Origin of the sequence: Paractinoplanes globisporus DSM 43857, assembly GCF_000379645.1 — a bacterium.
Taxonomy (GTDB): Bacteria; Actinomycetota; Actinomycetes; order Mycobacteriales; family Micromonosporaceae; genus Actinoplanes; species Actinoplanes globisporus.
Genome location: NZ_KB903294.1, coordinates 1,252,282 through 1,264,804 on the forward strand (window position 1 = coordinate 1,252,282; position 12,523 = coordinate 1,264,804).

The following is a 12,523-nucleotide window of genomic DNA, read 5'->3' on the forward strand; positions in this document are numbered from 1 at the left end:
CTGATCTCGGAGGAGACCTGCCATGGCCCATCGCCACAACACCGGCGATTTCGATCTGGATGCCGCCGCCAGCACCCGCACCGGCGACGACCGGCCCACCGATCTGTCGGCGGTGTCACCCGGCGCCGGCCCGGACAGCCCCACGGCCCTCGGGGGGAAGGGCTTGTTCGCGGCGCTGAGACGTACGGGCAAGCAATTCTCGTCGGACAACCTATCCGACTGGGCGGCTGCACTCACCTACTACGGCGTGCTCTCGATCTTTCCGGGCCTCTTGGTGATCGTGTCGCTGCTCGGCATGCTCAGCAACAACGGCCAGAAGACCGTTACCGACGCCGCCCACCAACTCGCTCCCAACGACCAAATGCGACACCTGGTCGACACCGTCCTCACCCAGGTCAAGGACCCCCGCACCGCAGGCGTGGCGGCGATCATCGGTATTCTCGTCGCGTTCTGGTCCGCCTCCGGATATGTCGCGGCGTTCATGCGCGCCTCGAACGCCGTCTACGACGTGCCCGAAGGCCGGCCGATCTGGAAGACACTGCCCATTCGTGTCGGCGTCACCGCGGTCGTGGGCCTGATGCTTGTCGTCTCCACCGCCCTCGTCGTCCTCAGCGGAAATCTCGCCAAGATTGTCGGCGAGAAGATCGGCATCGGCTCGGTGGCCGTCGCCACGTGGAACATCGCGAAATGGCCGGTCCTGCTCGTCCTGGTCAGCCTGATGTTCGCCATCCTGTACTGGGCGTCCCCGAACGCGAAGACCGGCGGATTCCGGTGGGTCAGCCCCGGCGGCCTGTTCGCCGTCGTGCTCTGGATCCTGGCCTCCGTCGCGTTCGCGATCTATCTCGCCAACTTCGCCAACTACAACAAGACCTACGGTGCCGTCGGCGGCGTCATCGCCTTCCTCGTCTGGCTCTGGATCTCCAACATCGCCATCCTGCTCGGCGCCGAGCTCGATGCCGAACTCGAACGTGGCCGAGCCATCGCCGCCGGCCACGACCCCACCGACGAGCCCTTCCTCGAACTTCGCGACGACCGCAAACTCAAAAAGGGGCAATGAGAGACGGCGCCGTCCGGCACGGTCCGGCGGCCAGCGATCAGCCCGTGCTGCGGACCCGAGTGCGCGGCAGCATGGTCGAGGTGTGCCAGCCGCGAGGGGGCCGTGCCCGCGACGGCACCCCCGTACCAGGCCTACAGGAACTCGCGGCGATACATGTCGGTGATCTCGCGATAGTGCGGCCCCATGTTGGCGATGTAGACCTCGTCAAAACCGGCCTTCTCGTACGCCTGAAGCTGCTCGGCGTGTTTCGCCGGGTCCGGTCCGCACGCCACGGCGTCCCGGGTCATCTCTTCCGAGACCAGCTGGGAGACTTGCTCGAAGTGTCTGGGAGAGGGCAGTACCTGCGACAGCTCCTCCGGCACACCGCTGTTGGCCCAGAACCGGTGGGCGGTCTCGACAGCCTCCTTTTCGGTCGGCGCCCAGCAGCCCTTGAAGCCGCCCTGCACCGGCTTGTCGCCGCCGCCGGCCTCCCGGAATCCGCGTACGAGGTCGGCGTCGGGTGTGGTGGAGACGTAGCCGTCGCCGATGCGGGCCGCGACCTCGAGTGCCCTGGGACCGAACGCGGACACGTACACCTTGGGCGGGGTGTCGGGGCGGGTGTAGATCTGCGCCTGGTCGACGGTGAAGTGCGGGCCGTGGTGGGTGACGAAGCCGCCGTCCCACAGCTCGCGCATGACCGTGACCGCCTCCTCCAGCATCTCCAGGCGTTCCTCGGCGAACGGCCACCGCTGTCCGGTGACGTGCTCGTTGAGAGCTTCGCCGGTGCCGACGCCGAGCACGAACCGGCCCTCGTGCAGGACCGCGCTGGTTGCCGCCGCCTGCGCCATGACAGCCGGGTGGATACGCATGATCGGGCAGGTCACGGCAGTGGTGATCGGTATCGTGACGACCTGGCTGAGGGCGCCGATGATCGACCAGACGAACGGGCTCTGGCCCTGTTGGTCGTTCCACGGGTGGTAGTGGTCGGAGATCCATAGGCTCCGGAAACCGGCGTCCTGGGAGAGCTTCGCCTGCTCGATCAGCTGTGCCGGGGTGTATTCCTCGCAGGACAGGAAGTATCCGATTCGCATGCTCGCCGGATACCCGCAAAGAGTCAGTCAAGCCTGGTCGCCGGAGGCGGAGTGCCCGGCAAGCGGGGGGACAATCAGCCAGGCTCAGCCTGGCCGGTGCAGGTTCGGACGGCCGCTGATGTGGCTGACCGTCGCGCCGGCCGCGGCGGTGGCGAGGTGTGCGGCCTGCTCGTACGGGAGTTTGCGCAGCAGCGCGGCGGTCAACGCCGCCGTGAAGGCGTCGCCGCCGCCGGTGGTGTCGACGACCTTGTCACCCGTCAGAGGTATCCGCAGCCGGCCACCGCGCCAGAGGAACAGGTTCGCGTCGGCCTCGGCCACGGCCAGCAAGGACGGGCCCTGGTCGAGGACATGCTCGCCGAGGCCTTTCGCTTCGCGTTCGTCGGCTCGCACGACATCGGCGTAGGCCAGCAGCCGCCGGTCCACGATCTCGCCGTCCAGCACGACCAGTCGGCCGGCTTCCCGGCCGATCCGGGCGGCGGCCAGGGCGGCCGGCGCCGGCTGCTGCAACTGGACGAGTACGGCGTCGGCGCTCGCGATCACGTCGCGGGCGGCCAGGACGTCGGCTTCGCTCAGCAGCACCCCGGGTGGCAGATGCTGGACGTAGCGCCACTGGGCGTCGTCGTCGAGCAGCTCGACGATCAGGCCGGTCAGGGTGTCCCGGCGGCGGATCACGGCGGCGACGTCGATCCCGTCGCGCCGGGCCTGGTCGAGCAGCACGTCGCCGATCACATCGTCGCCGGCCACCGCGACCAGCCGGGGCCGCACACCGAGCTGGGCGAGGGCGACCGCCTGGTTGGCGCCCTTGCCGCCGAGTTGTTCGAAGCGGTCGCCGGCGTCCGCGGCGGTGCCGGCGGCGGGTGCCCGGTCGATCGTCAGGACGAGGTCGCGGGCGAGTTGGCCGACGACGGCCGCCACAAGTGAGGTCACGGATCAGGTGATACCCGGGTCGAGGGTGCGGATCACATCCGTCGACTGCCCGATACCCGCGACCTCTATTGGTTGCCCAGGGCGTGCCGCAGCTGGGCCTTGGTCATCGAGGAGCGGCCCTCGATGTTGCGGCGCTTGGCCTCGGCGTACAGGTCGGCCTTGGACGCGTCCTCGCGCGGCTTGCTCGACGATTTCATGGTCTTGGTCGGCTTGCCGAGCTCACGCCAGCTCGACTCGCTCACCTCGACGCCGAACCTGGCGGCGGCCTTCTTGATCCGGCGGAAGGCCTCGTCGCGCTCCCGGTCGCTGACGTCCTGGACCTGGTCGAACCGGGCGATCGCGTTGCGCACGTGGCGGGCGTCGTTGAGTGGCTCCTTGCGCACCCGGGGGAACGCGAAGGTGCTGTCGGACATCTTGTTACGGTCTTCGGCATCCAGCTGATGCCCCGTCTTCGTGGCCATGAGTGCCGGATACCCGCCGTTCGAACCGCCTATGCATCTTGCCCTGACGCTCTGGAAGTGCCTCTCTGCGGTCTATCCGCTGGCAGCAGAGCACCGCTCAGGACAGCGGCGGTAGCGCGGGCAGCGGCCGCGCGGGCGAGGTGCGCAGTTCCGAGCCGTCCCCGCGACCGGTGAGCCAGGCCAGCAGCGGTGCCGGGTCGCCGGCGACCACGAGGTCCCCGCCGCTGCCCACCGGGAGGTCGCGGCCGGGCAGCCGTACCGTGAACGCGCCCGCGTCCGGCCGCTCGCCGAAGGACTTGGTCACCCGCTCGAGCTGGGCCGAGACGAAGTCCGCGGGCCAGTCGCCCGGCCCGTAACCGGCCGCCAGATCGACGTGGTGATACTCCACCTCGCGGCGCATGCTGGGTACCACCCGGTGTACCGGCCGCAGGCCCATCCCCAGCCATTCGCCCGGCGCGTCCCACAGCTCGGCCGGGTGCTCGGCCACCGCGGTCAGCAGCCGGTCCAGTGCCTCCACGACGTCCTGCCGGATCTGAGCGGGCGCGCGACAGGCGCCCTCCTCGATCTCCCGGTCGCGCTCATCGTCGCTGGGGTACTGCCGCCCGACCCGGCCGTGGCGTGCCGTCTCCAGCAGACCCCGGCGAGAGTCGGCGGACCTCGCCACGTGGCTGAGCACATGCCCCCGACTCCAGCCGGGCAGCAGCGAGGCCGCGCGCACCATCGGGTCGGTCAGGCCCGGCACCGAATCGCAGAACCGCGCCACGCTGGCACGCAGCGCCGTCACGTGGTCGGAGGGCGTTGACACGGTCACGCACCCTAACGCACTGGACGGCAACTGCATCGAGGGCTGACCGCGGCGTTTAGCCGGCGGCCGGGCGGTCATTTCTGGATTCATGGTGATCCGATTCGCGCAGTGGACACTCGACGTGCACGACGTGCCGGGGATGGCCGAGTTCTGGTCGGCGGCGCTCGGCTACCGCATCGACCGGGGGGACGACGGCAATGTGCACCTCTGGCCGCCCGACGGCGGGCTCAGCGTCTGGCTGCAGCGCACCGATGCTCCGAAGACCGGCAAGAATCGCGTACATCCCGATCTGGTTGTTGCCGACGGTGACCTCGAGAAGGAGGTGACCCGGCTGCTGGCGTTGGGCGCGACCCACGCCGATGTCGGACAAAGGGGCGACGAGGGATTCACGGTGCTCGCCGACCCCGAGGGTAACGAATTCTGCCTGCTGCACCATCGCTGACAACAGCCGGCTCGGCCGGCGCTCCTGCCCACGGCCAGCCGGAATGGCGACGTCATCAAGCCGCCAGCGGCGACGACACACCATCAACCCTCGGCTGAGTGGTTGCCGCGCTCGTCGCGGTAGCCGGCCGGATAAAATATCCGGACCAATCGCAGATAGCGGCGTTCCAGGTCGCTCATGCGATCCCTCCACTGAGGCGGGGCGTGGCCCGACGGGTACGGGCGTGCAGCCGCGCGGTCGCGGCCTCAACGTTGCGGCGCATCCGCTCGGTCTCGTCGGCGAGCAGGTCACCGCCGTGCTCGGTGAGCCGGTAGTAGCGGCGCAGCCGGCTGTCGACCACTTCCTCCCGCTCGACGGTGACCAGCCCCGCATCGAGTAGCCGGTCGAGGGCGCCGTAGAGCGTGCCGGGGCGCAGCGAGACGCGGCCGTCGGAAAGCCGGGTCACCTCGGTGATCAGTCCGTAGCCGTGCAGTGGCTCCGCGGCCAACGCGTCCAAGGACGAGAGTGTCACAGTCGGGTGCGACCATCTGGTCATGCTGAACGGACGGATTATCGCCGAGAGCCTTCGGATCGGATGTGACCTGCGGGTACGGGGTCTTCGAATTTCACGCATCGATCGACAGGACTTCTCCTCGGGGACGGTGTCGTACCAACCTGGCGTCTGGACTTTGCTTGATATCGAGGGCCCGGATGATGTCGCCAGCGACCTCGCATCTGCACTGGCCGAAGCCCTGATCGAGGGTCAGGGCTGGTACGCCGACTTCCGCGTGAGCGCCGATCACGTCGTCATCTACCCGGGCCGGTCGTTCCGCTACACCATCGGCGACCAGGCCGGCCGCAACGAAGCCGTGGAATACGGCAGGTCCGTCGGTGTGCCGGCATGCCAACTGGATTGGGGCGAGTGAGTCGACAGCGTTCCACGACCGATCCGCGGCAAGTCCGTGTACCGAGGTGACGCCGGGCAGGAATGTTCAAGCCGCCGGAAACGTGTCACCGCGTGCGGCTCCTCTCTGCCCGAGATCCTCGCCCAGGAGCCGTACGAAATGGTCGCCACCGTCGCCCGCGCCTCGCTGATGGCCTCCTATTCTCGAGCAGTCAAGGACAGCGGCGCCCCGCCACCTGGATGATCGGCGGACGGCGAGATCGCGGGCGCGCTCGGCGACATCGGCTACACCATCCCCATGCAGGCGCCGCCGGAGTGACGCCTCACGTCACGGCGAAGGCCCGGATCGGGGCCGACCAGGCTGCCGGATACTGCCAGTTGAAGGTGTGCGGCCCGTTGACCTCGGCGAAGCTGCCCTCGGCGGCCAGGGCGGCCAGGCGCCGCGGCCAGCCCGGGGTAGTCAGCGCGTCATCGCGCCCGCGCAGGACCAGCACCGGTACCCGCAGGTCGGCGACGGCGTCGGGCAGGTTGTAGTGCCGGTGCTCGTGCAGCACGTGCAGCAGCCGGCGCAGGCCGGCCCGTTTGCGTTCGGGCCGGTTGGCCCGCTCGAGGCTCGATGGTTCGCGGGTGAGGTCGAGCGCCCAGCGCCACAGCACCGGGGCCAGGCGCCGGTAGGCGGGATCGAACACCGGCGAGGCCAGCACCACGGCGGTGACGTCGCCGGGCCGGCGCCGGGCCGCCTCGGCGGCGACCTGGGTGCCGCTGGAGTGGCCCACGAGGACTACCCGACTTAGGCCACGGTGGTCGAGCCAGTCGAGGACCGCGTCGGCGAACTCGGCGACGGTCAGTTCGTGCGGGGGCTCCCCGCTGCCGCCGCAGCCGGGCAAGTCGATCAGGTGCGCCCGGGTCCAGGTGGCCAGCTCGCGCAGGCCCGGCACCATGTAGTCGCAGGCCGTCATTCCGTGGATCAGCACCAGCTCGGGCACTCCCGCGCGGGCGGCGCCGAGGCTGCGGCTGCGGACCCGGCCCAGCCCACCGTCGTGGTGATCTGTGGCGATACCGGTCATGCAGGGCGGATACCCGGATTCGGCGGCCCCGATGCCGGGCATGAAAGGGTCATGAAGCTGCCGCCCGAAGTGGCCGGATTCGACTCCGCGTCGGCGATGGTGGTCGCCCTCGCCCGGTTCCTGTACGGCCAGGCCACTCCCCCGCTGGGCAAGCCCGCCATGCGCGCGTTGCGGCCGGTCGCCGCGGCGGCGTCCCGGCTGCCGGCCCGGGTACAGGAGCCGCTCTACAGCGTGTTCAGCGGGGCCGAGGGCCGCACGGAGTCCGAGCTTCGCGAGCTGGACATGGACGCGGTCTCCGCCGGGATCGCGTCGGCCTATCCGCGGCGCCACTACCCGGCGGTCATGATCGGGTCCTCCGGTGGCGCGTTGGTGCACCTGTGCGCCGCGTTCGGGGTGCCGTGGCTGCCACAGACGCTGCTGTTGCCCGTACGGCAGCGGGGAATCTCGCCCGACGAGCCGCGGCAGGCGGCCCAAGCGCTCGCCGGCACCGCCCAGGCCTTCTTGGAGCACAATCCGGACCTCGTGCTGCACCACATGCACGACCCGAATCAGGACCGGCTGACCCTGCGGCGGATGGCCTACTTCCGGGTGAAACGGCAAAGGCTCGGGCCCGCGTACGAGAAATTCCTGACCGACCATCTCGAACCTGGCGGCGTCATCGTGGTGGCCGAATGCGGGAAACGCTGGCCGGTCACCCGCCTCGGCGACCGGCACCTGTTCCAGTTCGGCGCGGTCGGCGGTATACCGCCCGAGGAATACCGAGATGGCAGCGACCGGGTGACCGAATATCTACGCCGGTACCGGACCGGGAAGACCCGGTGGGATGCGCCGGCGGCCGACAGTGACGCGCCGGAGGCGGAATGGGGTTTCGAATCCGCGCTGCTCCACGACATCACCGCTTTCGCCGACCGGCACGGCTTCCGGGTGCGCCGGCTGCCGTTCGACGAGCCGGAAAGCCTCAGCGCCCCGGTCGCCGAGCTGTACCGGGCCTGGTACCGGCAACGCGGACTGCCCGGCAACCGGCTCTACGTCGACTCGTTCATGCTGCTCGACCCCTGGTGGACGCTGCGAGCCGGCGCCGTGCCGTATTGGTCGGTGTTCCCGGTGCAGCCGTCCCTCGCGCAGCTGCACCGCTACCTCGACACCACCGAGCCCTACGAGCACATCCAGCTCGCTCTGTTCTGCCACGGCGCCGAGTCGGCCGGCCTGACCACCGCCGACGAATGGCGCCGGCTACTGAGCCGGGCCACCGTCGAAGGCACCTTCGCCGGCGTCTCCCCGAACCGCTACCCGCGCGATTTCCGCACCTTCTTCGGCTTCCAGGACGCACTGCGAGCCGTACGGCCACGCCAACCCATGCCGGAGCCGCTGCCGGTCACCGCCCTCGACGACTTCCTCGGCCGCCACCACACGCTGGCGGGATAAGCGAGTGCGGAGACGCCCGGCCGACGACACGGCACCGGGTCACGGCCCGACGCCGAGCGTTTCCTCCGGTCGTGACCTGGGAACCATCCCCGTGTTGACCTTATGGAGCTGAAGGAGGGCGATCATGCCGGCCGGATCCAGCCCGAAACGGGAACGCCAGTACGAGCACATAAAGGACAGCGCCGAGAGCCGCGGCGCCTCGACCAAACGGGCCAAGGAGATAGCCGCCCGTACCGTCAACAAGGAACGTGCCCGCTCGGGTGAATCCCGCACCGCGAGCCGGTCGTCGACCCACGACGTCTCCTCCGGCCACCGCGGCGGGAAACGCTCACACACCGGCTCGCAGGGCCGCACCAAGGAACAGCTGTACAACGAGGCAAAGAAGCGCAACATCAAGGGCCGCTCGTCGATGAGCAAGGCCGAGTTGGAGAAGGCCCTGGCCCGTTGACACTTCGTGCGTCGCCGGCGGGCGAACGACCGCACAACAGGTATACAAACTGATCGTGGGCGGCGGCGAGAGGTCTCGATCCGGGTCTGGGGCTGGGGCATACTGGCGTGGTCGGTGGATGGTGGGGACGATGGGTGACACGACGTTGCTCGAGCACGGGGTGGCCGGTGCGCAGTCGAGGTGCCGATGACCGGCGTGGACCGCAGAACCGACACAACGCCGCTGCACCGCGGCGTGTCCCGGCACGCGGACGGAACCGACCAGCTCTCGGCCGGCTACACCCTGCTGCTCATCGAGGACGACCCGGGCGATGCGTTACTGGTCCGTGATTACCTGACCGACAGCGACGTCGCGGCCCGCCTTCACGTCGCCTCGACGCTGGCCGAGGCGATCAACTCCGATCACTACCCCGACGGTGTGCTGCTCGATCTGCATTTGCCCGACGGCGCCGGCCTGGAGGCGTTACGGCGGGTCCTCGACCGGTGGCCCCAGACCGCGGTGCTGGTGCTAACCGGCCTCGACGACGCCGCCACCGCCGCCGCCGCGGTCGCCGCCGGAGCGCAGGACTACCTGGTCAAAGGCCAGATCGACGACGCGGTACTCGGCCGTACCATCCGCTACGCGATCCACCGCAAACGCGCGCAGAACGCCGAACGCAGCCTGCGCGACAGCCGGCTGCTGGCCAACGAGAGCGTCCGCCTGCAACGCGGTCTGCTGCCCAAACCCATTCTCGCCGACCCGGCCGTCCGGCTGGCCAGCCGATACCTGCCGACCCGGCAACGCGCCCTGCTCGGCGGCGACTTCTACGATGTCATCCAGACCGCCGACGGCGCCGTCCACGCCGTGATCGGCGACGTCTGTGGCAGCGGCCCCGACGAAGCCGCCATGGGCGTCGCCCTGCGCGTCGGCTGGCGGACCCTCACCCTCGCCGGAGTACCGAAGACCCAGCGGATGCGCCTGCTCGAAGACGTCCTGGTCGCCGAACGCCCGCACGACGGCATGTTCGCCACCGTCCTCGGTGCCCGCATCGACCTCGACCGCAACCAGGTGGTCCTCACCAGCGCCGGGCACCCACCACCGCTGATCGTCACCGCCGACGGCGCCTGGCCGGCCGACGTCCGGCACGGCCTGGGCCTCGGCATGTTCCCCGGCCGCGGCCACTGGCACGAGACCACCATCACCCTGCCGCCCCAGGCCGGGCTGCTGCTCTACACCGACGGTGCCTTCGAAGGCATTTCCGCCGACGGCACCCGCCTCGGCGAGGAACGCTTCATCACCCTCGCCGGCCGGCTCGCCACCATCACCGACCCCGTCGCCTACCTCGACGCCCTCCTGGCCGCCGTGCACCAGGACGACGGCCGGCACAACGACGACACCGCACTGCTCTACATCACCCACACTCGCGGCTGACCCAAGCTGGGCAGGCGCGTGCCCATCGTCCGGTCCGACCACGCCGCAAGGCGTGCATGGAAAAGGCCGCCGAGGAGAATACCGGCGCTCATGCGTGACGATCACCGCAGTCCAAGCCGGTGGGCACTCCCCACACGGCGATCGGAATCGAGGGCTGAGCCCGGCGAAACGGCTTGCTGCCGACCGCGAATGGTCAGCTGCTCAGCGTGTCGACGATCTTCTTGGTGAAGGCGGCCAGGTCGTCGGGTTTGCGGCTGGTGATCAGGGTCCAGCCGTTCGCCGGGTCGACCAGCGCCTCGCCGTCGCGCCACTCTCCGCCGGCGTTGGTGATGTCGGTGCGCAGGCTCGGCCAGCTGGTCAGCGTCTTGCCTTCGACCACTCCGGCCTCGACGAGGGTCCACGGCCCGTGGCAGATCGCGGCGACCGGTTTGCCGGCGGCGACGAACCGGCGTACGAAATCGACCGCGTCGGTGTCGAGACGCAGCTTGTCGGGGTTGGTGGTGCCACCCGGCAGGACGAGCAGGTCGTAGGCGGCCGGGTCGGCGTCCTTGACGGCCTCGTCGGCCTGGAAGGTGTCGGCCTTTTCCACGTCGTGGGTGAAGGCCTGGATGGTGTCCTTCTCGGGCGCCAGCAGGACCACCGTGGCGCCGGCCTCGGCAACGGCGTCGCGGGGTGCCGTGAGCTCGGCCTGCTCCACACCGGAGTTGCTCATCAGGAACGCGACCGTGCGGCCGCGGAGGGAGTCGGACATGGCAACCTCTTTCAGTCGAGTGCGGCGGTCGACGCGCGCCGTCCGGGTGTCGTCTGCGATGACGTCGAGGTTCCCGTGCTCCCGGCCGCCAAACCTGGGTATTGATCGCCCGTGAGTCACCGTTCTCGGTCAGTGTTCGGCCAGGGCGAAGGTGGCCCACACACGTTTGCCGAGGCCAGTGGGACACCAGCCGACTTCCAGCGCGAGACGCTGCGCCAAAACCAGGCCCAGGCCGCCGTCCCCGGCCGGCCGCTGATCGGCGACGGCCGGCACCGCACCCGGCGCGCCGTCGGCCACATCGACAACGAGATGGCCATCGGAACGCTGCAGGATCACCACGGTCGGCGGCCGGCCGTGCCGTAGCGCGTTGCCGGCCAACTCGGTCGCGACGATGACGAGTCGCTCGGCGAGATCTTCGCGGTTCTCCGCGTCGGCCCGGCCGAGGACAGCTCGCTGCAGTCCTGCGCGCAGAGACTCCAATTGTGGCGCATCACCGAGAACCCACCGTCCGAGCTCCTCGTCGGGACTCGGCGGATACCGGATATTCCACCCCGCCATAACGAGTACCTTGCCCGTTTCTCACCCGAGAATGCAGAACGATCCCTGCCCACGAACTGATCGGTCCTGGGCCCTCAGAGGATCGGCTTGCCGCCGGTGACGGGGATGATGGCGCCGGAGATGTAGCTGGCGTCGTCCGAGGCGAGCGGTTGTGCTGGGCGGCTGTTGCTGGGGCTCGTTGTCGGTCATTGTGTCCCTCGTGATGGTGGCGGACTTCTTTCTCCGCCGTTCCCGGGACGGGCGATCGGAAACGTGCCGGGTCAGCTCGCTCGGGTTCGATGCAGGAGCGCGTCGTACACCTCGGCAAACTGTTCCCGCCGTCCCGCGTAGTACTCGGCGTGAGCGGGCCGGGGCTCGTACGTCGTCCCGGTGGCCCGGGGTGCGCGTGGGACTTCCGGTGCCAGGACGTCGAGGGCCAGCAGCGCCGTGCCGCGCTGGGTGGCGCGACGCCGGGTCACGTGGGTCACGGGCCGTCCGAGCACGTCGGCGAGGATCTGGAGCCAGCCGGGTTGGTCGTTGCTGACCCGGCCAGCCGCCGCGACCTGCACGACCTGCGGGGCGGCCGGGTGCAGTTCGTCGGCGACGCGCGCGTAGGTCATGGCCACGCCTTCGACGATCCCGCGGAACATCGCGTCGGGGTCGGTGGCCGCGGATACCCCGCCGAACACGGCACGTGCCCCGCCGACCCAGCCCGGCGCGCGTTCTCCGGTGAAGTACGGCAGCACGAGCGGGATGGCCTCGCTCGGCGGCGCGGTGAGGACGGCAGCGGAGTCAGGGCTGAGGCGCAGTGTGTTCTGCGCCCAGCTGACGGCGCGGCCGACGTCGTTGATCGCCCCGCCGAGCAGGCTGCGTCCGCCGCCGACCTGGTAGTTCCACAAGCCGAACGGCAACGGGTCGGCCGGGCCCTCGAGCAGCACCCGCAGCGCACCGCTGGTGGCGGTCGCGGCGGCGAGCACGGTGGCGTCGAGCGCTCCGGCCCCGATGTTGCTGGCGAAGCCGTCGGTGATGACCGGGAACCACGCGGCCCGGGCGAGCGCGGGCCAACGCGATGGGGCAACCGGCGTCACCGGAGCGTCCCGCGGTGGGGAGAACTGCTCGGACCCGGCGCCCGCGGCGGTGAGCAGCTGCGCGTCGAGCTCGCCGGTGCGCCGGTCGAGCAGGCCGGTCCACGCGACCGTGGACGTCCCGGCGAGCGGTTGCCCGATCAGCTTGGCCCAGA

At 70.0% G+C, this 12,523-nt stretch carries 15 protein-coding genes; 6 read left to right on the forward strand and 9 right to left on the reverse strand.

Features of this window, described 5'->3' with window-relative positions:
• The first annotated feature begins 22 nt into the window (after positions 1-22).
• Positions 23-1,057 (forward strand): YihY/virulence factor BrkB family protein, encoded by a 1,035-nt coding sequence (locus tag A3CQ_RS0105450; protein ID WP_020509906.1) that lies wholly within the window; start codon positions 23-25, stop codon positions 1,055-1,057.
• 131 nt (positions 1,058-1,188) lie between these two features.
• On the opposite strand, the gene A3CQ_RS0105455 is transcribed toward A3CQ_RS0105450, so the two are convergent.
• The 4 genes from A3CQ_RS0105455 to A3CQ_RS0105470 form a co-directional block, all read right to left on the reverse strand.
• Positions 1,189-2,127 carry a TIGR03557 family F420-dependent LLM class oxidoreductase gene (locus tag A3CQ_RS0105455; RefSeq protein WP_020509907.1) on the reverse strand — a complete coding sequence of 313 codons (939 nt, stop codon included), beginning with the start codon at positions 2,125-2,127 and terminating at the stop codon, positions 1,189-1,191.
• A gap of 84 nt (positions 2,128-2,211) precedes the next feature.
• A complete protein-coding gene (locus tag A3CQ_RS0105460; RefSeq protein ID WP_040431331.1) occupies positions 2,212-3,054 on the reverse strand; it encodes a PfkB family carbohydrate kinase in 843 nt (280 codons plus the stop codon).
• Positions 3,055-3,119: 65 nt separating this feature from the next.
• The gene (locus tag A3CQ_RS0105465) at positions 3,120-3,515 is read right to left on the reverse strand and encodes a DUF6582 domain-containing protein (RefSeq protein ID WP_020509909.1); all 396 of its coding nucleotides are present in this window, start codon (positions 3,513-3,515) and stop codon (positions 3,120-3,122) included.
• 97 nt (positions 3,516-3,612) lie between these two features.
• Entirely contained in the window at positions 3,613-4,320 is a 708-nt protein-coding gene (locus A3CQ_RS0105470) for a maleylpyruvate isomerase family mycothiol-dependent enzyme (protein WP_063713537.1), read from the reverse strand.
• Between the two features lie 88 nt (positions 4,321-4,408).
• On the opposite strand from A3CQ_RS0105470, the gene A3CQ_RS0105475 reads away from it, so the two are divergent.
• Positions 4,409-4,762: a VOC family protein gene (locus A3CQ_RS0105475; RefSeq protein ID WP_020509911.1), complete on the forward strand. Its 354-nt coding sequence runs from the start codon at positions 4,409-4,411 to the stop codon at positions 4,760-4,762.
• 175 nt (positions 4,763-4,937) lie between these two features.
• On the opposite strand, the gene A3CQ_RS0105480 is transcribed toward A3CQ_RS0105475, so the two are convergent.
• Positions 4,938-5,297, reverse strand: a complete 360-nt coding sequence (locus A3CQ_RS0105480; protein ID WP_026205347.1) for a PadR family transcriptional regulator — start codon at positions 5,295-5,297, stop codon at positions 4,938-4,940.
• Here A3CQ_RS0105480 and A3CQ_RS0105485 point away from each other — a divergent pair.
• A complete protein-coding gene (locus tag A3CQ_RS0105485; RefSeq protein ID WP_026205348.1) occupies positions 5,296-5,667 on the forward strand; it encodes a hypothetical protein in 372 nt (123 codons plus the stop codon). The genes A3CQ_RS0105480 and A3CQ_RS0105485 overlap by 2 nt on opposite strands.
• Positions 5,668-5,968: 301 nt before the next feature.
• Here A3CQ_RS0105485 and A3CQ_RS60535 read toward each other — a convergent pair whose 3' ends face one another.
• Complete coding sequence (locus tag A3CQ_RS60535; RefSeq protein ID WP_063713538.1) at positions 5,969-6,712, reverse strand: alpha/beta fold hydrolase; 744 nt, start codon at positions 6,710-6,712, stop codon at positions 5,969-5,971.
• Positions 6,713-6,763: 51 nt separating this feature from the next.
• On the opposite strand from A3CQ_RS60535, the gene A3CQ_RS60540 reads away from it, so the two are divergent.
• The 3 genes from A3CQ_RS60540 (at position 6,764) to A3CQ_RS0105505 (ending at position 9,995) form a co-directional block, all read left to right on the forward strand.
• The gene (locus tag A3CQ_RS60540; RefSeq protein WP_020509915.1) at positions 6,764-8,137 is read left to right on the forward strand and encodes a hypothetical protein; all 1,374 of its coding nucleotides are present in this window, start codon (positions 6,764-6,766) and stop codon (positions 8,135-8,137) included.
• 124 nt (positions 8,138-8,261) lie between these two features.
• Positions 8,262-8,585: a hypothetical protein gene (locus tag A3CQ_RS0105500; protein ID WP_020509916.1), complete on the forward strand. Its 324-nt coding sequence runs from the start codon at positions 8,262-8,264 to the stop codon at positions 8,583-8,585.
• Between the two features lie 195 nt (positions 8,586-8,780).
• Complete coding sequence (locus A3CQ_RS0105505; protein WP_169516256.1) at positions 8,781-9,995, forward strand: PP2C family protein-serine/threonine phosphatase; 1,215 nt, start codon at positions 8,781-8,783, stop codon at positions 9,993-9,995.
• Between the two features lie 193 nt (positions 9,996-10,188).
• Here the strand turns inward: A3CQ_RS0105505 and A3CQ_RS0105510 are convergent, their stop codons facing one another.
• The 3 genes from A3CQ_RS0105510 to A3CQ_RS62550 form a co-directional block, all read right to left on the reverse strand.
• Positions 10,189-10,746, reverse strand: coding sequence for a type 1 glutamine amidotransferase domain-containing protein (locus tag A3CQ_RS0105510; RefSeq protein WP_020509918.1), 558 nt, complete (start codon positions 10,744-10,746; stop codon positions 10,189-10,191).
• 129 nt (positions 10,747-10,875) lie between these two features.
• On the reverse strand, positions 10,876-11,304 hold the full coding sequence (locus A3CQ_RS0105515; protein WP_026205350.1) for an ATP-binding protein: 429 nt from the start codon (positions 11,302-11,304) through the stop codon (positions 10,876-10,878).
• Positions 11,305-11,564: 260 nt separating this feature from the next.
• Positions 11,565-12,371: an FGGY-family carbohydrate kinase gene (locus A3CQ_RS62550; RefSeq protein ID WP_020509920.1), complete on the reverse strand. Its 807-nt coding sequence runs from the start codon at positions 12,369-12,371 to the stop codon at positions 11,565-11,567.
• Positions 12,372-12,523: the final 152 nt, after the last annotated feature.